The sequence below is a fragment of the Butyrivibrio sp. Su6 genome (assembly GCF_900108105.1).
GTDB lineage: Bacteria > Bacillota > Clostridia > Lachnospirales > Lachnospiraceae > Butyrivibrio.
Window position 1 is genome coordinate 108,810 of record NZ_FNUR01000004.1, and the last position, 22,506, is coordinate 131,315.

A 22,506-nucleotide genomic window follows, 5' to 3' on the forward strand; every position below is an offset into this window, starting at 1 on the left:
TTCGACTTTAAATACTTGTGATGTGCATAAAATGGGTGTAAAATTTTTTCTAGTAGTGAAAATACTCAATTTGAGGGAGGTATTAAACCATGAATAAGACAGAACTTGTTGATGCTATCGCAAAGGAAACTGGTCTTTCCAAGAAAGATTCAGAGAAGGCTGTAAAGGCTTTCACAGAAGCTGTTTCTAAGGAACTCAAGAAAAAAGGCAAAGTACAGCTTGTTGGATTCGGTACATTCGAGACTGCTAAGAGAGCAGCTAGAACTGGTAAGAATCCTCAGACTGGCGCAGCTATCAAGATTCCTGCAGCTACAGTTCCTAAATTCAAAGCTGGTAAGGCTCTTAAGGATGCTGTAAACGGCAAGAAGAAATAATTGATAAAATAAAAGAAAAGGTGATTACGATTTCGTAATCACCTTTATTTTTTATCTTCTTTCTTTCAATCTTTCTTCCAATGCCTTATGAGCTTCATAAATATCCATATTCTGCTGCATATCTATTTCTATAAGATTTCTGATGTATTTCGTAGCTGACATATTGGCTGCCTTTGCCATGTGCTCTACATAATCCCTTAATCCTCTTATATCAAGCAAAAGAAACTTATCTTTTTCATATCTGCTATTCTTTTCAGTCTTTGCTGCCTTTCGAACAGGCTGCTCTACATCTTGTACTGGCTGTACAGGCTGAGCTGTCTGAACAGGCTGTTGCTGTATATATACTGATTGAGGCTGAACCTGTTGTATCTGTGGCTCTGGCTGCATAGGTACAACCTGCTGAACTACCGGCTGTACAGGCTGTGGAATCGGCTGCTGATATACCGGCTGAACCTGTGGTGCCACATACTCATTTACTGGTGCCTGAGCTTGATTAACTGCTTGTGCAGGCTTCTGAACAGGCTGATTAACAACCTGCTCTATCTTTTTTTCTTCCTTAACTTCTATAACAGGCTCTTCAATAGGCTTTTCTGGCTTTTCAACAACCTTCGTTTTTTCCTCTTTTACTTCTTCTTCCTTAATTGATTGCATTCCTGCAAAAAGACCTGTTCCTGTCTTCCTGACGCTCTTTTTAAGCATATCAGCCTTGCTTGCCATAATTAATCCTCCCCTAAGAATTCATCAATAAAGTCATCATAATCTCTTGCTGCGCTTGAACCGCCCGCATATTCAAACAGATCCATTTTCATGGTCTGTGCCTCTTCAACTGAGACATTAAGCCTTATTTTTGACTTATAAACTGTTGTTCCAAGAAGATCAGCTTTTTCTTCTATGTCATTTATCCATATTTTGGCGTTTGCAGTGTTTCTAACCTTAGTTACTAATATTCCATCAACCTTAAGCTTATCATTGGTAAAATCGTGAATCTGGCCTATAAATTTATATAATCTTGAAAGACCCTGTAATGAAAATGCTCCTGGCTCCAATGGAATAATTACTTCATCTGCTACTGTAAGTATATTCATTAAAACAACCCCTAAAGCAGGGCTACAGTCAAATATGCAAAAATCATACTCTTTTTTTATCTTTTTAAATGCTTCTTTTATAAGCTTTTCACGTCCCAACATAGAGAATGTCATGTCTGCAGACGCAAGATCAATACCACCAACTATGAGATCTAAATTCTCAGCAATAGGAATAATTGCTTTATTTATATCCTTATCGCCAGCCATTACCTCAAACAATTTTGCAGGTACATTCTCTTCAAAGTAGCTTCTCTGCTCCGGAGTTAATGCTTCAATGTCCTCTGGATCAGGATCCACCTCATTAAGATCGATTCCTGCTGTCATTGAAAGATTTTCCTGAGGATCAGCATCTACAACTAAAACCTGATATCCTCTCTTTGCAAGGCCTACTGCCATTGCGTAACTGGAAGTAGTTTTTGCAACTCCACCCTTTTGGTTACTAAATGCAATAATTCGCATATCCCCTCCTATAACATATATCTGTTATATAACTTTTATCTCTTTTATATTCCTTTGCTATTATAACGTTTAAATTATCTGTTTTCAATATTTAATATGACTAATATACTTACCATATCTTATATTTTATATTTGTTACATATTATTCATATGTTGTATATTTGTTGTATATCTTGTATATTGATTCGTTATTTATCTATGTGTTATATATATTATACATGATATATATTATTTATACAGTATAGCATATAAAATCATCATATAAATATTATTATTATAATATATGTTATATATGTTATAGCATTTATAGAAAATGCCGCATTCACATTCTGATTCTTTTTTATGTTATATAATGTATATATTGCATTTATTTAATACTTATTTTTCTATTATCTCTCAGATTATTATTAATATATATCATATATATTTTTCTAATAAGCAAAGTAACATGTGATTTTTATATATGTTATATATATATATATATATTTATGTATTTTTTGCTGATTCTTTATGAAAAGCGCAAATTACTCTCTATGTATTTATTCTTCACATCAAATGTGCTTAAAGCCACTGTTTATCAGCAATATACTCAAACTAAAGCATCCAATTCTCAGCACGATATATATAACATATATATCTTTTCTTTATACTTTTTTATATGCTACACCTTGTATTTCTGGATCCAGCATATATTTTCATCCATCGAAATTGATCTACCCAAAATTTGATATGTTATATAACTTATTTATCTAATCAGATTTGTTATATATCTCGTATATGTAATATTATTTATATTATACATATGCAACATATCAATATAATATAATGTATATTTTATACGTATAATATATTTGCTATATTCTTAATATTTAATAAATATAATATATATCATTTATATGTTACACTCAGTATATTTGATATATATTTATAACATTATATATATTTCTTATATTTAATATTTGTATTATTACTTATATGTTTTTTATTTATTATATTTTTAATGTATTTTAAATATCATATTTGTAATTTATTATATATATCATTCGTATGTATAATATATTATTTATGTTGAATATAAAATGTATATCTGTTATAATATATATTGAAGTGATTGCTTATATATGAAATTTATTTTAAATACTTAATGTATTTTAAATATGTATAATATAATATATGTTATATATTTTGTATTTATAATATGTATATAATATATAACAAATAGAAAATATGATATATATTTATAAATGCATTTGAATCATATAAGTAACATTTAAAAGAGCTAACAAGCCATAAATTTGTAACTTAATCATGGATAAATGGCCTGGGTATTTATCAAAAGTATGAAGATCTCAATAGTGAGATGATAATTGGAAAATAGATGGTTTCCCCAGAAGATAAGCCTGATAAAAAGCAAAAAATTATTATTTTTAATCAAGAATTGTAGTGTTTTTAATCATTATTGTTTCTATCACGTTTTAAGCTGCTTTTAGAAGCATATTCTATGATTTAGTTTTATAAAAATAGAATAAATTGAATATAAATAAATTATAAATTTGCAATCAATAAGATGCAGGAATGCTTTTGTTTCGAGTCTATTGTTGGAAGCCAGTAAATATCGGCATTTCAATGTAATATGACAATATTAAGAACAAAACATAATCAGATGTTGCAAGATTACTTGCAAAATTTGTATTGCCGCTCAAAAAAATATAATAATATAGCAAATGATATATGCAGCAAAATAGGTAATTAAATCGCATTATTAAATCTGTTTTTAATATCGTACGTTCTATATGTTAAAGGTTAACAAACTTGCAAAAATTATAGACTAAAGAAGTCAATATATGCACCGTCAATGAATAATCTTCAGTCAAAATGTTAGTAAATATTAAGATAATAATTAAATGTTTAATAGCATAGCAGATTTTATAATATCTATTGTCATTATTTTTCTCCTTGTATACAATCAAAACATTTCGAAAAAATTTCATATTATTAATAATAAATATAATTTTGTATATCATATGTAATTTTTGTTAATTAAAACTATTTATAATTATTAATTAAACAGATAAAATGTTATCAATAATCTTACAAATATCCAATCAAAGTCATCTAATACAAAATTGCATTCTAATTTTTGTCTGAATCTTTGTTTTCTTTCAATTTCATTTTTGTTATCATTTGTAATCCAGGCATAAAAAATAATTAAACATATAAAATAGTATTCAGATATCTATGGTATTTATATTTTGTATTTATATTTTGTATTTATATTTTGTATTTATATTTTGTATTTATATTTTGTATTTATATTTTGTTTTTATACTTTATATTTATATGTTCTATATATAAAGAGTATTTAGATCTTACTTATTTGAAATTTATATATTAAGCTGGGACACCTTAAAAAGTTGTTTATTTTAAAATATAAAACTACAATTCTTTTATTAATTAATAGACCAGGAAAACCGCATAAATAGGCGGTTTGTTTTATTATGAGTGACTAAAATAGGAATTTAAAGTAGATAAAAAGGGATTAGAAAGTTGAATGAATGGGAAGATAGGGTGTCTAAAAAGGGAACTATGAAAATATGCCCCAAGTTACCTGTTTAGGGATGAAAAGTGCAGTATTTGGGAAGATAGGTGACTAAAAAGGGAATACATAATATTTAATAGATTCATAAATCTGTAGAAGCCAGAACAGGCATAAATAGGGCGTTTCAAACAGTCATAAAATTAAAGGTGACCAAAAAGGGAACATATAAGTGTACAAAAAGGGAACGAAAAATATCACATAAATAGGTATGAATAGATAACTAAAGCGAAATATGTTTTGGTGTAATGAATGCTTAATGTAATAAAAATGAGCTTAGATCAGGTCAAAAATTTAGAAATATAAATGAAAGGTGACTAAAAAGGGAATGGGGGTTAATGTTTGGGATCAGTTTTGAAATTATTAAGTACTAAAATGGGTATTAAAAGTGAACAAAAAGGGACTAGAATTAACCATTGAAGTCAAACCAAGAAAGTCAAAAGTGAAGTGAAAGGGAATAGATAATGGGAAAGGTGCACAAAAAGGGAATTATTAGAATTGACTAAAATGGTTAACAAATCTTTGTGCTTTTAGCTGATAAAAACCCCAAAATATAGGCAATTAATACTTGAAGGTGACCAAAAAAGGAATATAATAAAATAAAAGGTTTACAAAAAGGGAATGTTATTATATCTTTTTATTCTAAAGGTGTACAAAATAGGAAGATAATTTCTTATTTAAGGTGCATGAAAAGGGAACCTGTATATAAAAGAACTGGGGGATTTATGAAAGAAGAAAAACGAGACCAACTCATAACTAGACAGAGTTATAAAAAGTCTAATGAATTGATCAACGCTATGGGTAAAGGTACTGCATTAAGCCAGAAATTGTTTGCCATAGGAATGCAGCATATTAAAATAGATGAAACAAACAATGTTGTTGCTACTATATATGGTACAGATTTAAGGAAAATGTTTAAGTCTACTTCCGGATCTTTGTATGAACATATTGAAGCGTTATGTGACAGACAGGTTAAGGGTGCTACAATTTTTGATTGGAACCTTCTTATGAAAGATAAGGCCAATGGAAAGATAGAAGCACACCAGGTAGTTACAGACGCATCTTTTAAAAATGGTACTCTAACACTTCGTTATAATAACTCACTAACGGATAAAATAGTCAATCTTCAAAAGGATTATACGGTACTTAGTTTATCAGATACTCTTAGTCTTAAGAGTGTGTATTCTTTGCGCTTATATGAGATGTTAAAATCTGCATTTGACTATAAAAAAGCTATTGAAAAAATAGATGGAGAGCAGGTTTTTGATTATAATCTGACAGAGCTAAAGCTTGAACTTGGTATAATTACTTCCGGAGGCGATAATAAGATCAAGGCTGAGCTTGAAAAAGACTTTCCTGATTATGAAAAAATCGATGAATTAGTCGAGAAAACAGGCCAGACAAAGTATAAAGAGTATAAAATATTCAATAGGAACGTATTATCAAAGGCAAAAGACGAATTAAATAAGAAAACCAGCCTTATAGTTGACTACGAGCCTATTAAAAGTGGCAGAAAAACTGTTGGGATCAGGTTCTTTGTTGATAAAAAAGATGTTGGAAATAGCATCAAAAAAGAGAAGCAGATCAATAAAGATGATGTTTTAGATGATCTTATCGATCTTATGCATGATTATTTCAAAGTAAAAGAGATCAAAGAAATTGCTGAATGTGCGGATTATGATATCGATAAGATAAAACAGGCTTATGATTACATGCAGTCCTATAACACTACCGTTGATGTTCCGATTGCATTTATGAAAGACTGCATTAAGAACGAGTATTATAACAACAAGGCTAAGCCAATCTCTCCAAAGAAAAACACCTTTAATAACTTTGAGCAGAGAACAGATATAAACTTTGAAGAATTAGAAAAGCAACTGTTGGATAATTGATATAATAAATATATGTTATATAACATTGGGGGATTATGGAGAAAATTGTAGCAAAATTACTGATCTATGGGGATATGCCTGAAGAATCAATATTGATGCAGCTTGCAAAGGTTTCAAAAGATTTGCATAAGCCGGAATATGACAAAGAGGATCTGATAGCAAGAGTTTACAAGCAGGTGAAAAGATTACTTGAACTTGGTACAGCTAATGCTTTTGATGATAATCTATGGCATAACTATCTTACTTATTTACTTATAATGGATGAGAATCCATTTAGCCTTACTTGCGAGAAGGTTGGAAGTAAGAATGGCAGTGTTAATCATTTTGCAACCGCGGATTTTCATGCTTTTAAGCAGTTGTTTGAGTATGATTTCAAGGAAATGGAAGAGAAGCTCGGAATTGACTGTTTTAGCTGTATAACGAATTATAAGGCTATTGAGAAGCCTGAGCTTATGTACAATTCAAATGTAAGCGAGAAGGTAAGGAATCTATCCTCGAGGCTTGAGAATGTAGATTCAGACCAGGACTTTTTTGATATAGTTACTGATTTTTACAAAAAGATCGGTGTTGGTGAATTTGGACTAAATAAGGCTTTCAGGATAAGAGAGCTTACAAACGGGAAAATAGAATTTAATCCTATAAATAATATGGATAAGGTCGTTTTGAGCGATCTTGTAGGTTATGAAATCCAGAAAAAGAAGCTTGTTGATAACACAAAAGCATTTGTAGAAGGTAAAAAAGCTAACAACGTGCTCTTATTTGGTGATAGTGGCACAGGAAAATCAACAAGCATTAAGGCAATTGTTAATGAGTATTATGGTGATGGCCTTAGAATGATAGAGATATATAAATATCAGTTCAGGCTTTTATCACAGCTTATCTCTCAGATAAAAAACAGAAATTATAAGTTTATTATCTATATGGATGATCTTTCTTTTGAAGAGGATGAATCTGATTACAAGTTCTTGAAGGCAGTCATAGAAGGCGGCGTTGAAACTAAGCCGGATAATATTCTTATCTATGCTACTTCCAATCGAAGACATCTGATAAAAGAAACATGGAAAGATAGAAGAGATGTTGAGCAGGACGGTGATATACATAGATCTGACACAATGGAAGAAAAACTGTCCCTTGCTAACAGATTTGGTGTGAATATAGGATATTATAAGCCATCGAGACAGGAATATTACAATATAGTGAAAGAGCTTGCCAAGAGAAATGGAATAAAGATGGATGAAGGCGAGCTTTTGCTTGAAGCTGACAGATGGGAGTTAAATCACGGCGGTGTTTCTGGAAGATGCGCACAGCAATTCATAAATCATCTATCAGGAAATAATTAAGGATCCCATTTAAGGTTAGGACAATCAGGAGCGCAGCCTTGCAGATACTCGTTTCGAACAGTACAGGATGCGTTTCTGCAGTCTCTGCACCTGAAAGAATAGTGGTAAGAGTAGCGGATCTTGCAAGCACGGCAACAAAAAGGAGTGCCACTATTTCTAGCGACAAATGTTCGACCACATCCCATGCATGTTTGAACAACATTATGAGCCATAATTTCCTCCTTTATATATAATTATCTAGCAATTTGGTATATAATCAATTAAATTGTAATTAAATGAAAATAAAGAGGATATAAATCATGCATGAAATGAGCTATATTTCACGAATGGTAGCTCTGGCCATAGATGTAGCAAAAGAAAACAATGCTAAAAGTGTAAAAAGTATCGTAGTTCAAATTGGAAAGACAAGTGGTGTAATGCCTTACTATATGTATAAGTATTACCCGGAAGCAGCAAAGGGAACAATACTTGAGGACGCAGAGCTTGTATGCGAGGAAGTTCCTGTGAAAGCCCTCTGTGAAGAGTGTGGAAGTGAGTATTATCCTAGTAGTGAGAACAGATATCTTTGCACTGCGTGCGGTGGAAGAAAAGCACATATAATCGAAGGAAAAGGCGTCACATTAAAAAATATAGTTATAGAAGATATATAACATTTATATAATATACAATGTGAATATTAACCGAACTATTGACTTACACAATGCAGGGAGGTAGTTTTGAACACATTATTTATTGAATGCAAGATGGGTATAGCGGGCGACATGCTTACAGCAGCGCTGATCTCACTTTTTGACGATGTAAAAAAGAAAGAAAAAGAGCTGAATGAGATAGGAATACCTAATGTAGAATTTGTGCTTGAAGACTCTACGAAATGCGGCGTAGTCGGTAAGCATATGAGAGTTCTTGTGAAGGGCCAGGAAGAACCTGATTCTGAAGAAGAGCATCACCATGAACATGAAAGCGACCATGTGCATACTCATGAGCATACACATAGTCATGGCGATGAGCATTCACATGATCATGAAGGGCACCATCATCACAATAAACTTTATGACATAGAGGATATCATTGAGAGTTTAAATATCTCAAAAGAGATAAAGAGTGATGTCAGGGAAGTTTATGAGCTTCTAGCGCAGGCGGAAAGCAAAGTTCATGGAGTTCCTGTTTCGGAGATACATTTCCATGAAGTTGGCAATTTGGATGCTATAGCCGATATTACTGCGGTTTGCTATTTGATGCATGAGCTTGATGCAGACAGAATCGTTGTGTCACCGATAAATGTTGGTGGAGGAACAGTGAAATGTGCACACGGTATATTACCGGTTCCAGCGCCTGCAACAGCTCTTTTGCTGGAGGGAATTCCGTGTTACGAGAGTGATAGCATAAAATCAGAGCTGTGCACTCCGACAGGAGCGGCTTTAGCTAAATATTTTGCTTTTGATTTCGCTTCTCAGCCTGTCATGAATGTTAAAAAAATTGGTTACGGTATGGGGAAAAAGGATTTTCCTCAGGGAAATTTTGTGCGGGCTATATATGGGGAGAGTAACGATGAATACGAAAATGACAGAATAGTAGAGCTGTCATGTAACATAGATGATATGACTCCTGAAGAGATTGGCTTCGCAACTGAAAGACTCTTCGAGGCCGGCGCAGTGGAGGTTTATACAATACCAGTTGGTATGAAAAAAAACAGGCCGGGAGTTATTTTAACTTGCATGTGCAGGCTTGATAATAGAGAGAAAATCTTAAAGGAATTGTTCAATAACACTACGACAATTGGTGTGCGTGAGAACATTTGCAACAGATATATTTTATCCAGAACAATAGATACTATTGATACGCCATATGGTAAGGTACGTGTAAAAGAAGCAACTGGATATGATGTAAAACGGAAAAAGCTGGAATATGATGATATAGCTGGAATTGCAAGAAGAACCGGAAAAAGTATTATGGAGATAAGAAAAGAGTTGGAAGTATCACTTTGATACTTCCATTTTTTATGAGCAATTATATAGTGCATAATTAAAATATATATTGTATAATCAACGGTATAAAGTATTATTTCTAACACTAAATGGGGGATGCATAATGTCAGAATTAGAGAGCCACGGAAAAATCGAGTATTCATCTACAACTAATTTCACCTCAAATGATATTTTATATATGCTTAAGGATTTGCCTGATGCATGCTGTATTTTCAAGGTCTTAACAGATCCTTTTGGAACGGTTAAAGATATGCTCTTCCTATTTGCCAATGAACGATATGCTCAATTGGTAAAGAAACCGTCTGCAGAGCTGATAGGAAGTACTTATTTTGAAACAGTTACAAATAGGGATGAAGACTGGATCAAATATAGTTATCAGGCGGCAATTTTACGCCAATCTACAATTATTAGAACTTATAATAGTGATTATGACAAATGGTTCGAATTTTGGGCAGTTCCGGTGTATCAAAAGGGATTTTGCGCCTTCATTATTCATGATGTTACTGCAGCCAAAAGAGATGAAGACGATAAAATTCTTAAGAGAAATAGTAATAACCTGGTAATCGAGTGTGCAAAAGAGCTTTCCTCTGCTGAATTTGGAAAAGGCATTAAGAAAGTTCTTAAAATCCTTGGAACAGCGATCGAAGCTGACAGAGTATTTATAGTTGAGACTCAGGATAGAGAGATAAAAGCTATACACGAATGGGTCAGCGGATCAGCACCAGCAAAGCTACCTACAAAAAAGGATTTTGAAAACAATGACTTTATATCTCTTTGGCAAGGTCAGCTTAAGAATAAAGATATTACAGTAGTAAACGACACACATAAACTAAAAGAGCGCAACGAAGAGTTTTATGATAAGTTTTTAGCAGGCCATGTTCACAGATTCATAGTAGCTGCAATTAAGGACAAAAAAACTGTATTAGGTTATCTTATCGTTGATAATTTTGCAAATGACGTTCCCTTAAATGTCACCGATGTAATCGAATCCGCAGCAGTCTTTATTTCATATGAGTTGCGAAATAGGGCGTTGACTAATGAAATGATGTATCTTGGCAGCCATGATCCTCTTACAGGTCTCGGGAACAGATACTCCCTTAATCAGACTCTGGTACTTCTTGGCGGAATGTCTGTGAATGTCGGAGTATGCTATGTGGATATAAATGGCTTAAAAGAGATAAACGATGAAAAAGGCCACGAAGCTGGTGATGGTCTCATTAAACAGGTTGCAAATGTTTTTGGAAGCGTATTTAAGAAAAAATTCTGTTATAGGATAGGCGGAGACGAATTTATCTCAATTATACCGGAAATTGAAAAAGCTAAATTCAATGAACTTGTTGATAAACTAAGGAACAAGAAGATTGAGGCTGCAATAGGAGCGGTATGGAGTAAGAATTCAAGTGAAATAAATAAAGCTGTAAAACAGGCTGATGAAGCCATGTATGATGACAAGATGAAGTATTATAAAGACCACGAAAGACGTCATGGAAAGGCAAAAAACTAAACAATATAATATAAACTAAGAAAGTAAATACCCCATCGCAATGATTGCGATGGGGCATTTTTATATAACATCAATAATACATATATCAAGCTAATGAAGCTGTGATGATTGACATTGAGTATACTTCAAGAGCATTGCATCCACGAGAAAGATCGTTGATAGGTGCATTAAGGCCTAAAAGGATAGGACCATATGCTTCAAAGTTACCCATACGCTGAGCAATCTTATAACCAAGGTTACCAGCATTGATATCTGGGAAAATGAATGTGTTTGCATGTCCAGCAACCTTTGAACCAGGAGCTTTCTGCTTTGCAACACGTGGAGATACAGCAGCGTCAAACTGAAGCTCACCATCGATAGGAATTTCAGGATATCTTTCCTGTGCCTTCTTAGTAGCATTCTGCATCTTTGTAACAGTATCATCTTTTGCAGATCCCTTTGTTGAGAATGAAAGGAATGCAACCTTAGGATCAACACCGAATCTCTGTGCACAGTTAACTGTTTCGCCACAGATCTCTACGAGCTCATCCTCGTTAGGATTGATATTGATTCCACAGTCAGCCATTGCGATAACTTCATTTTCACCTGTTGCTGAAGGGCGAACAAGGATGAAGCATGAAGAAACGATTGTGTTTTCAGGCTTTGTCTTAATGATCTGAAGTGCTGGACGAACTGTATCAGCTGTTGAATATGTAGCACCTCCGAGAAGACAGTCGCCAAGGCCCATCTTTACGAGCATTGTTCCAAAGTAGTTTGTCTGCTTAAGGATAGGAATAGCCTTTTCAGGTGTCATTCCCTTGCTCTTTCTAAGCTCGCAGAACATATCTACCATCTCATCAAATTTATCGAAATTCTCAGGATCAATGATCTGAGCGCCTCTGATGTTGTAGCCGGCATCCTCAGCTGATTTATTGATCTCATCTGGGTTTCCTAAAAGAATAGGCTTAAGGAAGTTACCAGCAAGTAATCTTGAAGCTGCCTCAAGAATTCTTGGGTCAGATCCTTCAGGGAAAACGATTGTTTTTGGGTCAGCTTTAAGCTTTTGTATCATATCACCAAATCCGTACATTATTTATCCTCCTTGTATGTATCAGATATATTTTTAATCGACGATTGCGATTATAATACTTCTAAGATGCAAAAAACTTGATTTAACTCAAGTTTACTAAAAATTCACCAAAAAAGGTTGATAATTATTTAACTTACTTATATATTATTTAGTATATCTATTACGGAGGTACAAAAATGAATATGAATCCAATGCTGCTTATGCAGCTTCAACAGCGCTTTGGGCTGTTTTCGCAGGAACATCCAAAGGTATTACCTTTCTTTAGAGCAATTGGAGACAATGCCATGCAGGAGGGAACAATAATTGATATCAAGGTAACTACTCCTGATGGGAAAACATTAGAGTCCAACATAAAGCTTACTGCCAATGATATTGAAACAGCTAAAATGATGAGAAATATGGGAAATCAGTAATAAAAAAGCATCTCTTGGTTTTTGGGTCATTACCAAGAGATGCTTAAATTATATTATTTTTTATACAGTTGAATAACCAAATCCATTGCAGATAGCGTCAACAGCAACTCCTGACTTGCATAAAGGACAGTTATCATGTGCGTAGCTGGCGTAATCCGGAAGGTCTCTTGTAGTAAACAGCGCTCTTATCGGAAAGCTTTCAATCTGAGTTGCAACTGAGAATACAGCTGAAATACCCACGATCTCACCGCCATAGAAGCGGATTGAATCAAGAGCACTCTTTAAAGTACCGCCTGTCGTCGCGGAATCAATCAGGATAAGGACTTTTTTACCATTTATCATGTGTTTGTTGTTATCTCTGAACATGATCTGATCATTTACATTGATCTCAGGACTTGTTATATACATGGTCTTGTGAGAATTCATTGAAAGAATTCCTGCCTCTGTAAGCTTATTGGCCATATAAGAACCAATAACTTCCGTACCGTTCAGGCACAGGATGGTATCAATGATGTCTGAGGTCATGTACATTTCTGCAAGGGACTCGCCTGCGGCTCTGGCCTCTTTCATTCTGGCCTTTGTATCACAAAGATCAATATAATAGTTAACATGAGAATGAGGTGTTATAAAATGCCCGGGTGTATAACGTAGAAGAACATCTTTATTTCTAGAATACTCCATCTTTTTATAATTTTGCATAGTCAGCCATCCTTTCTCATCAGCCTGATAAAAATATTTATATATAAAATAATATCATTATATTATCTAAATTCCAATTATTTATCAGGCATTTTTGGGTGACTTCATGTTCTTGATAACAAAGAGTGTACCAAGCATCATAATAATGCCAATAGGCAGGCAGATCAGCCAGTTTTTCAAGAATCCTGCAATCACATATGCAACCAGGGAAACAGCAGCGGCCGTAAGCGCATATGGAAGCTGGGTTGAAACATGGTAAATGTGTTCACACTGGGCACCGGCACTTGCCATGATCGTTGTATCAGAAATAGGTGAGCAGTGATCTCCACACACAGCACCAGCCATGCAGGCAGAAATGGATATTATCATGAGCTCATTGTTAAGATTTCCGCCAAATACATTAACAACTATAGGAATGAGAATACCAAAGGTTCCCCAGGACGTTCCGGTTGCAAATGCAAGGAAAGCGCCTACAACAAATACTATTGCAGGGATAAAGCTCATAAGTGCAGCATTGTCTGCAATATTCTGAACCAGGCCTGCAACATATGTAGCTGCTCCAAGGGAGTCAGTCATTGATTTAAGAGTCCAAGCAAAAGTAAGAACCATGATAGCAGGTACCATGCTCTTAAATCCTTCTGGAAGAGCATTCATACATTCTGTAAAGCTAAGAACTCTGGTGCATACATAGAAAACAATTGTTATTATAAGCGCTGCGACAGATCCATAAACAAGACCAACAGATGCGTCAGAATTTGAGAAAGCATCTACAAAGTTTTCGCCGTTAAAGAAGCCACCTGTGTAGATCATTCCGATTATGCAGCAAATGATAAGTGCGATAATTGGAAGAATGAGGTGAATAACTTTGCCTTTAATAGATACTGGAGGATTTGGCTGATCCTCAGCACCTGTAAGAGATGCAGCTTCTTTTTTAGCTTTATTTTTTTCTGAAGCTTTGCGTGAGTTATGCTCAGCAATTTTCATAGCGCCATAGTCGAAATTCATAAATGTGAGACCAAACATCATGGCAATGGTCAAAAAAGCATAGAAGTTGTAAGGAATAGCTCTTACAAATAAGGTAAGTCCGTTTGCACCATCAACGAAACCGGTTACAGCAGCTGCCCATGATGAGATAGGGGCGATGATACAAATTGGAGCTGCAGTAGCATCAATAAGATATGCTAGTTTTTCCCTGGAAATCTTGTGCTTATCAGTAACCGGACGCATAACTGAACCAACTGTAAGGCAGTTAAAATAGTCGTCGATAAAAATGATCATTCCGAGAAGTATAGTGGCAATCTGAGCGCCTATCTTTGTTTTTACATGCTCGGAAGCCCATTTTCCAAAGGCTGCTGAACCACCAGCACGATTAATAAGCATTACGATGCTGCCTAGAATTACGAGGAATATAAGAATTCCAATGTTCCATGGGTCAGAGAGTTGTCCGATCATTCCATCGACAAAAACATGCTCTATTGTCCCAGTGAAACTAAATCCGGAATAAAGTAGTCCCCCAACTAAAATACCAATGAATAATGATGAATAAACTTCCTTGGTGATCAATGCCAATGCAATGGCTATGATTGGCGGAAGTAGTGACCAAAATGAGTCTGTAAACATAACAATCCTCCTAAATAATTTTAAATAATTATACAATGTAATTGTGTAAAAAGTATATATTTGAACTATAAATGTTTTTTTGATATGATATGTTCCCATTGTTAATTTGTTATAAATAGAAAGAGGTAAAAATGGATACAAAGACAATCATAGAGGCTATAGGTTATTTGGGATCAGCTTTGGTACTGGTTTCTTTTCTGATGGCATCTGTTGTTAAACTAAGGGTAGTCAATACGATCGGAAGCGTTATCTTTACAGCTTATGCTTTCATAATTCATTCATATCCAACAGCAATCATGAATGTATGCCTTGTTTTGATAAATATTTACTATCTTGTAAAAATGAGTAATACAAAAGTGGATTACAGTATAGTGAGAGTTAACACCAAGGATGCTCTTGTCAGCTATTTGTTAAGATTCTATTCAGCTGACATAATGGATTGTTTTCCTGAGACTTTATTGGATTTTTCGGAGTCTAATCTGGGTTATGTGGTTTGTCACAACGGAAAACCGGTATCTTTATTCTTTGGAAAAGAAAAAGATGGCGTAGTTGATATAGACTTGGACTATTCAATACCTGAATACAGGGATTTTTCTATTGGTAAATATCTCTTGGATAAACTTCCCGGAGAAGGGATAAAATCTCTGATCTACAGAGGATCTGACGAAAACCACAAGGCATACCTCTTAAAAATGGGATATATAAAGAAGGATGGCTATTACGAGAAGTATCTTTAAATAAGATTCACTTTTTAGACACATTATTTTTAGTTTCGTTTTAGGTTTGGATTGTAACATAGTAAGCATCAAGAGAGACAACACTCTTGAACCCCACATATATACTTTTCATAACACAACAGAAGGGTTGCTTATAATAATAAGCAGCCCTTCCTCCCTTATAAGACTTTTGATTGCTCAAAAGTCTATTTTTTTATGATAAAATATAACTTAAGAAGCTATAACGGATATTCTTATGTGAGGGAAGCTATGAAAGAGGATATTTTCAGAAAGAAAAGTATAGAAAAAATCTCATCACCGGATGATCTGACAACATATATCCATGTGGCAAGAGCTGAGGGGTGGATTGTCTTATTGGCGGTAATGATAATTCTGTTTGGCCTGATAGGATGGAGCTATTTTTCATCTATAGAAAGCTATGTTTATGGAAAGGCTGAAGTGGAGGATGGTGCTGTTACCGCAACTTTCGAGAACAGCGCTGCTGCGCGTAACCTAACCGTAGATATGGATCTTGAAATTGGAGATTTTTTGGTGCCTATAGGCTATATCAAGCAGGATGAATATGGGAATATCATCGCAATAGGAAATGTGGACATTCCTGATGGCTCATATGATGTCAAAGCTTCTTATAAAGAAACTCAGTTGATCAGCTTACTATTTAATTAATACGGGGATGAGGGGCGTAATGAATAGATCAACTATAAAAAAACCTATAACAAAAGGCAAGGTAAATGTTCCGATCGTTATGCAGATGGAAGCTCTTGAATGCGGCGCTGCATGCCTTGATATGATAATGGCCTATTACGACAAGTGGGTACCTCTTGAGCAGGTAAGGGTAGACTGCGGTGTTTCGAGAGATGGATCAAACGCCAAAAATATCCTTAAAGCTGCCAGAGCGTATGGCTTTGAAGCCAACGGCTATAAGTATGAGCCGGAGGATTTGGCTGAAGATGGGGAATTTCCTTGCATAATACATTGGAATTTCAATCATTTTGTTGTTTTAAATGGTTTTAAGAATGGAAAAGCTTATTTGAATGACCCTGCAAGAGGAACCATTGTTGTTCCCATGAGTGAATTTGATGAGGCTTTTACCGGAATATGTCTTTTTATAAAGCCGGGAAGTAATTTTGAAAAGAGCGGAAAGAGAAAGAGCACTGTTGAATTTGCCACGAGGAGATTAGATGGGGCGGGTGTAGCAGTTGCTTTTGTTGTGCTGTCTACTGTTATTGCATATGCATTTAACATCATAAGCCCCGGATTCCAGAGATTTTTCATGGACAGACTCCTTACAGGAGAAAATATTGAGCTGCTGACTCCATTTATTATCCTGTTTTCTGTTGTTTGTTTCTTGGAGATAGTGGTCAATGCGATTACAGACCTGTATTCTTTAAAAATAAATGGAAAAATGTCTATCATTGGCAATAGCACATATATGTGGAAAGTTTTGCATCTGCCGATAGATTTTTTTAACAACAGACTTTCAGGAGATATTCTTCAGAGAAAAAGAACAAATGCTTCTATAGCCAATACAGTTGTTTCCACCTTAACTCCTATAGTCATCAACATTGGTATGATGATCTTTTACCTTATAGTAATGCTAAGGTACAGTCCTGCTTTGACGCTTATAGGAATAATAACTCTTTGTATTAATGCGTTTTTAGGCAGACTGATTTCCAAGAAAAGAGTCAATATAACAAGACTGAACATGAGAGATGCAGGAAAGCTCGCAGCGACCACTCTTTCAGGAATTTCAATGATAGAGACAATAAAATCCAGTGGTGCAGAGGATGGATTTTATGAGAAATGGGCAGGAATGCACGCGAAGGTTAATGAGGAAAATATAGAGTTTTCGCATATTAATGTCTGGATTGGCAGAATACCTGAGGTTTTGAATATAGTAGCTAACAGCTTAGTTCTTTTTATTGGTGTTGGGCTTGTAATGCGAGGGAAGTTCACACTTGGTATGGTTACGAGTTTTCAGATGTATCTTCAGTCATTTACGTCACCTGCAATGCAGCTTATAGGAGCAGGTCAGACGATACAGGAGATGCGATCTCAGATGGAGAGAGTTGAAGATGTTATGAATTATCCGGTGGAAGCGACTTTTAAGGACGACGATGAACCGGAAACATACTCCAAGCTTTCGGGAAATGTTGAAGTAAAGGATCTTGTATTTGGCTATTCGAGAATGTCAGACCCTGTGATAAAGGGTATTTCTTTTAGCTTAAAACAAGGCAGCAAAATCGCCATAGTTGGCGGCTCAGGATGTGGAAAGAGCACGCTCTCAAAGCTAATTTCCGGACTTTATAAGCCCTGGAGCGGAGAAATCACATTTGATGGTAAAAAAATGTCTGAGATTAACCGCAATGAATTCGCGGGATCAGTGGCTGTTGTGGATCAGGATATAGTTCTTTTTGCAGGAACTATTGAAGATAATATAAAGATGTGGGATGACTCCATTGAAGATTTTGAGATGATCCTGGCGGCAAGAGATGCCCAGATCCACGATGACATCATGGACAGAGTAGGCGCGTATAAGAGTCTTTTGGATGAAAATGGCAGCAATTTCTCTGGTGGCCAGAGGCAGAGACTTGAAATAGCAAGGGTTCTGGCGCAGGATCCTTCGATAATTATTTTGGATGAGGCAACAAGTGCGCTTGATGCAAAGACTGAATTTGAACTCATCAAGGCGGTCAAAGACAGGGGAATTACATGTATTGTAATAGCGCACAGGTTATCAACAATACGTGATTGCGACGAAATCCTTGTTCTTAAGGATGGAGAAGTGGTAGAACGTGGAAAACACGATGAACTGATGGCAAATAACGGTTATTATACCGAGCTTGTTGTCAATGAATGATGAGGGGCGAACGTGGGCTGGTTTGACGAACAGATAAGGCAAAGAATAAAAAGTGATCAGGATATTTTTGAAGATTCCATCTACAACATGATGTCTTCCATAAGTGGCAAGTATGAGTCATTTATGATGGACAGGCGTCATATTGCCCAAAAAGCTGTAGAGGAGATCATTGAGTATTTTGGATTTAAGCCAAAAGAGGTGACTTCAGACCTTAAAGATGCTGTAAAAGCCTATGGAATAATGTACAGAAGGATAACTCTCGAAGGCAGGTGGTACAAGGATGCTTATGGACCTATGCTGGCATATGTTGGAAGTCAGGATAAGCCGGTAGCTCTTTTGCCTAAAAGAGGAGGCGGATACAGGTATTTTGACTATGAACTGAAGAAAAAAGTGACGGTAAATGCCTCAAATTATGCGGCTTTTATGGAGGAAGCTTATTGCTTTTACAGGCCGCTTCCCAGGAAAAAACTCACTGTGAAAGATCTTTTGGTTTACATGAAAGATTGCATGGATATGGGAGATCTGATTTTTTTTGCATCCCTTGCACTTTTGTTTACGATTGGATCTCTTATGACCACGCAGCTCACAGGCTTTATAACGGGATACGTCATGAAAAGCCGCAATATGAGCATGCTAATTGGTACGGCTGTTTACTTCTTTACGGTAGTTATTGCAAACCAGCTCTTTGAGGCTTCTTCAGAGCTGGTGCAGGAGCGAATTGAGATAAAAAACTCTGTCAGCGTTGAGTCGGCGGTAATGAGCAGGGTTTTGAACTTGCCTGCAAGATTTTTTAAAGATTATACTTCCGGCGAGCTGGCATCGAGGATAGATGCAGTAGGAACTATATGCAGTCTGCTTGTAGAAAACTTTTTCACGCTGCCTGTAACTGTTTTGGTGTCACTTCTGTATCTGTTTCAGATTGGAAATTTTGCAAAGTGCCTGGTAATTCCGTCGATAGCTATATTGTTTATCAGCATGATCGTTTCTATAGCGACAATACTGGTGAGAACAGGAATCAATAAGAAGATCATGGAGTATGATGCGGATGAAGATGGCCTTAGTTATGCGCTTATCAATGGAATTCAGAAGATAAAGCTTGCAGGAGCAGAGAAAAGAGCTTTTGCAAAGTGGGCGAACAATTACAATGAGAGTGCAAGATTATGCTATAGCCCGCCGGCTGCCATTATCTTTAGTGGAACTATCAATAAAGCCATTACTATTATTGGCACTATTGTTTTGTATTATACTGCAGTTAAAGGTGGTGTTGCACCGGGCGATTACATTGCGTTTGGCGTTGCTTTCGGATATTTTCAGGGTGTATTTAACGGCTTTGAGTCAGTAGCGGTTTCTACAGCGCAGATAAGTCCTGTTTTGAGTCTCGCAGAGCCTATATTAAGCGCAGAGACTGAAAGCTCTGAGGATAAGCTTGCTGTTGACAGGCTTATGGGCGGGGTAGAGATCAGCAATGTATCTTTCAGGTATAGCGAGAGTACTCCTTATGTATTAAGTGGTCTTAATCTAAAGATAAAACCCGGCGAATATGTTGCTATCGTCGGAAAAACAGGTTGCGGAAAAAGCACGATCATAAGGCTGTTGTTGGGATTTGAAAAGCCGGATAAAGGCGCCATCTACTATGACGGAAGAGATTTGGGAAGGCTTGACCTTGGCGCTCTCAGGAGAAAAATAGGCAGTGTTACCCAGACAGGCTCTCTTTTTGAGGGAGATATTTATTCAAATATTGTGATCTCTGCGCCGACGTTGTCCCTGGATGAAGCATGGGAAGCTGCTGAGATTGCAGGAATAGCAGATGATATTAAAAAGATGCCAATGGGAATGAGCACGATCATATCAGAAGGTCAGGGCGGAATATCCGGAGGTCAGAAGCAGCGCATTATGATAGCCAGAGCTATTGCGCCAAAGCCAAAAGTTCTTTTGCTGGATGAGGCTACAAGCGCTCTTGATAATATCACTCAGAAAAAAGTCTCTGATGCACTCTATAACTTAAAGTGCACAAGGATTGTAGTTGCACACAGGCTTTCAACTATAAAAAACTGTGACAGGATAGTTGTTCTGGATGGAGGAAAGATAGTTGAAGATGGTACATATGATGAGCTGGTGGCAAAAAAGGGATATTTTGCTGAACTTGTAGAAAGGCAGCAATTATAGATTTGCGATAGTTCGTATATTAGTGTTAAAATTGAGGATAGCAGATGAAAATCTCGTTTGATTTGGATGATGTATTATTTGTTTCACCAGACAATTATGAGGTAGAACCGGAACTTCGATTCCCATTAAACAAAATGTTCCCTGAGAGGCTTAGAAAAGGTACAGTCAGACTTATCCATGAGCTCCAGAACAGAGGATTTGAGGTGTGGGTTTATACTTCATCATTTAGGTCAGAAGTGTATATCAGAACGCTTTTTAGGTATTATAATATCAGATTTTCACAGATAGTGAATGGGTACAGGCATAAGGCTGAGGTCCAGGGCAACAGAACAACGCTTTTACCTCAGAAAATGCCCAATCATTACAGGATATCACTTCATATTGATGATGAAGATGTGATCATGGAAAATTCTAAGATTTACGGATTTAGAGTTTTCAGGGTATTGGAACCGGATGACATGTGGGTTGAGAAAGTTTTGGACGAAGCAGAGCGTGTTCGTAAACTTGAAGAGAACTCCTAGGAGCTGGATGCCTATGTATACAAAAGACGAGATCGAAGTAAAACTGGAATTTTTAGAGTCTGTTTTTGAGAAATATGGAGCTGTTCCATTAGATATTAATGAAAAAAATATGGAGAAGTTCCATCAAAGAAAGATCTATCAGTATAAGGATAATTATTACAGAGTCGACAGTGCCGACTTTGAAGATAATGGGGAGATTTTCCTGGTGCTGAGCAGCACGGATGAAAAGAAATATGCAGATATCGGTCTTTTGGAAGATATTGATGCATTTTCTGCAGGAATGTCTGATGAGCAATTGGAAAAACAGGTCCGGTATGTACTTGGAATCGAGCCGTATCCTGAAGATTATGCTCAAAAGTAAAATTGCCGGAATTCATTTTGGTTCGTATATATAAGTGAAACCAAATATGATTCCGAAATGGAGGTAATACCATGGAAAATAAATTATCACGACTTTTCGATTATCAGAAGTTTGCATCTAATCCTGATCTTGAAAAAGTGATTCGCGGGGTTGAAGAAAAATATTCATTGAATAAACAGGCATTATCTGATGATGATCTGGAATTCGTAGCAGCTGCTGGGGATCCATACATCAGTAAAGGGCCTAAAGAAAATGAGACATAAATAAAGGAGAAACGGCAACATGGGGGGCATTCCTTCGAAGGAACAGATTTACACTGACTACAAGGATAAAGTATTTGCGTACATAAGGAATCACGTGAATTCACCGGAAGATGCTGAGGACTTATGCGCAGATGTATTCGTAAAGGTCTACGACAAACTTGATACTTTTGATGAATCCAAGGCGAGAATCTCTACTTGGATTTATTCTATTACCAGCAATACGGTGATCGACTTTTACAGGACTAATCATATTCACTCTGAAATCCCGGAGGATCTGTCAGACACAAAGAGCAGTATCGAGGAAGAGGTACTTACACAGGAATCTTTAAGTGAGTTGGCAACAGCTCTTTTAAGGCTGACTGAAGAGCAAAGAGATATTATCGTGCTCAGGTACTATAAAGGGCTTACTTTGCAGGAAGTTTCCCAGAAAATGAATCTTTCTTACGGTATAACAAAACTAAGACATAGAGAAGCATTAGGTAAACTGCAGGATATTTTAGCGTAATTTTCTATTTTTTGCATATTATTTTTATATTTTTTTGTATATAATAGTTGTAAACAG

General features: G+C 35.8%; 20 protein-coding genes. 15 read left to right on the plus strand and 5 right to left on the minus strand.

Going from position 1 to position 22,506, the window contains the following annotated elements; genetic code table 11:
* Nucleotides 1-89: 89 nt before the first annotated feature.
* Entirely contained in the window at nucleotides 90-374 is a 285-nt protein-coding gene (locus C4S54_RS06425; RefSeq protein WP_013282588.1) for an HU family DNA-binding protein, read from the plus strand.
* A 51-nt stretch (nucleotides 375-425) separates the two neighbouring features.
* Here the strand turns inward: C4S54_RS06425 and C4S54_RS06430 are convergent, their stop codons facing one another.
* A complete protein-coding gene (locus C4S54_RS06430; protein ID WP_103868787.1) occupies nucleotides 426-1,091 on the minus strand; it encodes a hypothetical protein in 666 nt (221 codons plus the stop codon).
* Between the two features lie 2 nt (nucleotides 1,092-1,093).
* The gene (locus C4S54_RS06435) at nucleotides 1,094-1,918 is read right to left on the minus strand and encodes a ParA family protein (RefSeq protein ID WP_022773376.1); all 825 of its coding nucleotides are present in this window, start codon (nucleotides 1,916-1,918) and stop codon (nucleotides 1,094-1,096) included.
* 3,321 nt (nucleotides 1,919-5,239) lie between these two features.
* On the opposite strand from C4S54_RS06435, the gene C4S54_RS06440 reads away from it, so the two are divergent.
* The 5 genes from C4S54_RS06440 (at nucleotide 5,240) to C4S54_RS06465 (ending at nucleotide 11,235) form a co-directional block, all read left to right on the plus strand.
* A complete protein-coding gene (locus C4S54_RS06440; protein WP_103868788.1) occupies nucleotides 5,240-6,406 on the plus strand; it encodes a replication initiation protein in 1,167 nt (388 codons plus the stop codon).
* 35 nt (nucleotides 6,407-6,441) lie between these two features.
* Entirely contained in the window at nucleotides 6,442-7,746 is a 1,305-nt protein-coding gene (locus tag C4S54_RS06445; protein ID WP_103868789.1) for an ATP-binding protein, read from the plus strand.
* Nucleotides 7,747-8,045: 299 nt separating this feature from the next.
* Complete coding sequence (gene hypA / locus C4S54_RS06455) at nucleotides 8,046-8,396, plus strand: hydrogenase maturation nickel metallochaperone HypA (RefSeq protein ID WP_242973752.1); 351 nt, start codon at nucleotides 8,046-8,048, stop codon at nucleotides 8,394-8,396.
* Nucleotides 8,397-8,462: 66 nt separating this feature from the next.
* Entirely contained in the window at nucleotides 8,463-9,731 is a 1,269-nt protein-coding gene (gene larC / locus C4S54_RS06460; RefSeq protein WP_103868790.1) for a nickel pincer cofactor biosynthesis protein LarC, read from the plus strand.
* A gap of 103 nt (nucleotides 9,732-9,834) precedes the next feature.
* Entirely contained in the window at nucleotides 9,835-11,235 is a 1,401-nt protein-coding gene (locus C4S54_RS06465) for a sensor domain-containing diguanylate cyclase (RefSeq protein ID WP_103868791.1), read from the plus strand.
* A gap of 85 nt (nucleotides 11,236-11,320) precedes the next feature.
* Here the strand turns inward: C4S54_RS06465 and pta are convergent, their stop codons facing one another.
* The gene (pta, locus tag C4S54_RS06470; protein ID WP_022773366.1) at nucleotides 11,321-12,304 is read right to left on the minus strand and encodes a phosphate acetyltransferase; all 984 of its coding nucleotides are present in this window, start codon (nucleotides 12,302-12,304) and stop codon (nucleotides 11,321-11,323) included.
* A 176-nt stretch (nucleotides 12,305-12,480) separates the two neighbouring features.
* Between pta and C4S54_RS06475 the strand changes: the two genes are divergently transcribed.
* Nucleotides 12,481-12,717 (plus strand): hypothetical protein, encoded by a 237-nt coding sequence (locus tag C4S54_RS06475; protein ID WP_103868792.1) that lies wholly within the window; start codon nucleotides 12,481-12,483, stop codon nucleotides 12,715-12,717.
* Nucleotides 12,718-12,777: 60 nt separating this feature from the next.
* On the opposite strand, the gene C4S54_RS06480 is transcribed toward C4S54_RS06475, so the two are convergent.
* Together C4S54_RS06480 and C4S54_RS06485 are read right to left on the minus strand one after the other, a co-directional pair.
* On the minus strand, nucleotides 12,778-13,416 hold the full coding sequence (locus C4S54_RS06480) for a phosphoribosyltransferase family protein (RefSeq protein ID WP_022773363.1): 639 nt from the start codon (nucleotides 13,414-13,416) through the stop codon (nucleotides 12,778-12,780).
* 84 nt (nucleotides 13,417-13,500) lie between these two features.
* Nucleotides 13,501-15,036: a Na+/H+ antiporter NhaC family protein gene (locus C4S54_RS06485; RefSeq protein ID WP_103868793.1), complete on the minus strand. Its 1,536-nt coding sequence runs from the start codon at nucleotides 15,034-15,036 to the stop codon at nucleotides 13,501-13,503.
* Nucleotides 15,037-15,167: 131 nt separating this feature from the next.
* Here C4S54_RS06485 and C4S54_RS06490 point away from each other — a divergent pair, with 131 nt between their 5' ends.
* From C4S54_RS06490 to C4S54_RS06525, 8 genes are all read left to right on the plus strand, one after another.
* Nucleotides 15,168-15,773, plus strand: a complete 606-nt coding sequence (locus tag C4S54_RS06490) for a YgjV family protein (protein ID WP_103868794.1) — start codon at nucleotides 15,168-15,170, stop codon at nucleotides 15,771-15,773.
* 249 nt (nucleotides 15,774-16,022) lie between these two features.
* On the plus strand, nucleotides 16,023-16,439 hold the full coding sequence (locus C4S54_RS06495; protein ID WP_103868795.1) for a hypothetical protein: 417 nt from the start codon (nucleotides 16,023-16,025) through the stop codon (nucleotides 16,437-16,439).
* Between the two features lie 19 nt (nucleotides 16,440-16,458).
* Nucleotides 16,459-18,633, plus strand: coding sequence for an NHLP family bacteriocin export ABC transporter peptidase/permease/ATPase subunit (locus tag C4S54_RS06500; RefSeq protein ID WP_242973753.1), 2,175 nt, complete (start codon nucleotides 16,459-16,461; stop codon nucleotides 18,631-18,633).
* A gap of 12 nt (nucleotides 18,634-18,645) precedes the next feature.
* On the plus strand, nucleotides 18,646-20,799 hold the full coding sequence (locus C4S54_RS06505; protein WP_103868797.1) for an ATP-binding cassette domain-containing protein: 2,154 nt from the start codon (nucleotides 18,646-18,648) through the stop codon (nucleotides 20,797-20,799).
* Between the two features lie 44 nt (nucleotides 20,800-20,843).
* Complete coding sequence (locus C4S54_RS06510; RefSeq protein WP_022773355.1) at nucleotides 20,844-21,320, plus strand: hypothetical protein; 477 nt, start codon at nucleotides 20,844-20,846, stop codon at nucleotides 21,318-21,320.
* A 13-nt stretch (nucleotides 21,321-21,333) separates the two neighbouring features.
* Nucleotides 21,334-21,681, plus strand: coding sequence for a hypothetical protein (locus tag C4S54_RS06515; protein WP_103868798.1), 348 nt, complete (start codon nucleotides 21,334-21,336; stop codon nucleotides 21,679-21,681).
* Between the two features lie 71 nt (nucleotides 21,682-21,752).
* On the plus strand, nucleotides 21,753-21,944 hold the full coding sequence (locus C4S54_RS06520; protein WP_103868799.1) for a hypothetical protein: 192 nt from the start codon (nucleotides 21,753-21,755) through the stop codon (nucleotides 21,942-21,944).
* A gap of 19 nt (nucleotides 21,945-21,963) precedes the next feature.
* Nucleotides 21,964-22,449 (plus strand): RNA polymerase sigma factor, encoded by a 486-nt coding sequence (locus C4S54_RS06525; RefSeq protein WP_103868800.1) that lies wholly within the window; start codon nucleotides 21,964-21,966, stop codon nucleotides 22,447-22,449.
* Nucleotides 22,450-22,506 lie beyond the last annotated feature (57 nt).

What these genes read in the sequence shown, in the direction of transcription:
- C4S54_RS06510 (WP_022773355.1), top strand. Translation starts at nt 20,844, where the DNA reads ATGAAAATCTCGTTTGATTTGGATGATGTATTATTTGTTTCACCAGAC.
- C4S54_RS06495 (WP_103868795.1), top strand. Translation starts at nt 16,023, where the DNA reads ATGAAAGAGGATATTTTCAGAAAGAAAAGTATAGAAAAAATCTCATCA.
- C4S54_RS06465 (WP_103868791.1), top strand. Translation starts at nt 9,835, where the DNA reads ATGTCAGAATTAGAGAGCCACGGAAAAATCGAGTATTCATCTACAACT.
- C4S54_RS06430 (WP_103868787.1), bottom strand. Translation starts at nt 1,091, where the DNA reads ATGGCAAGCAAGGCTGATATGCTTAAAAAGAGCGTCAGGAAGACAGGA.
- C4S54_RS06480 (WP_022773363.1), bottom strand. Translation starts at nt 13,416, where the DNA reads ATGCAAAATTATAAAAAGATGGAGTATTCTAGAAATAAAGATGTTCTT.
- hypA (WP_242973752.1), top strand. Translation starts at nt 8,046, where the DNA reads ATGCATGAAATGAGCTATATTTCACGAATGGTAGCTCTGGCCATAGAT.
- C4S54_RS06435 (WP_022773376.1), bottom strand. Translation starts at nt 1,918, where the DNA reads ATGCGAATTATTGCATTTAGTAACCAAAAGGGTGGAGTTGCAAAAACT.
- C4S54_RS06500 (WP_242973753.1), top strand. Translation starts at nt 16,459, where the DNA reads ATGAATAGATCAACTATAAAAAAACCTATAACAAAAGGCAAGGTAAAT.
- C4S54_RS06445 (WP_103868789.1), top strand. Translation starts at nt 6,442, where the DNA reads ATGGAGAAAATTGTAGCAAAATTACTGATCTATGGGGATATGCCTGAA.
- C4S54_RS06490 (WP_103868794.1), top strand. Translation starts at nt 15,168, where the DNA reads ATGGATACAAAGACAATCATAGAGGCTATAGGTTATTTGGGATCAGCT.
- C4S54_RS06485 (WP_103868793.1), bottom strand. Translation starts at nt 15,036, where the DNA reads ATGTTTACAGACTCATTTTGGTCACTACTTCCGCCAATCATAGCCATT.
- C4S54_RS06525 (WP_103868800.1), top strand. Translation starts at nt 21,964, where the DNA reads ATGGGGGGCATTCCTTCGAAGGAACAGATTTACACTGACTACAAGGAT.
- C4S54_RS06425 (WP_013282588.1), top strand. Translation starts at nt 90, where the DNA reads ATGAATAAGACAGAACTTGTTGATGCTATCGCAAAGGAAACTGGTCTT.
- C4S54_RS06440 (WP_103868788.1), top strand. Translation starts at nt 5,240, where the DNA reads ATGAAAGAAGAAAAACGAGACCAACTCATAACTAGACAGAGTTATAAA.
- pta (WP_022773366.1), bottom strand. Translation starts at nt 12,304, where the DNA reads ATGTACGGATTTGGTGATATGATACAAAAGCTTAAAGCTGACCCAAAA.
- C4S54_RS06475 (WP_103868792.1), top strand. Translation starts at nt 12,481, where the DNA reads ATGAATATGAATCCAATGCTGCTTATGCAGCTTCAACAGCGCTTTGGG.
- C4S54_RS06520 (WP_103868799.1), top strand. Translation starts at nt 21,753, where the DNA reads ATGGAAAATAAATTATCACGACTTTTCGATTATCAGAAGTTTGCATCT.
- C4S54_RS06515 (WP_103868798.1), top strand. Translation starts at nt 21,334, where the DNA reads ATGTATACAAAAGACGAGATCGAAGTAAAACTGGAATTTTTAGAGTCT.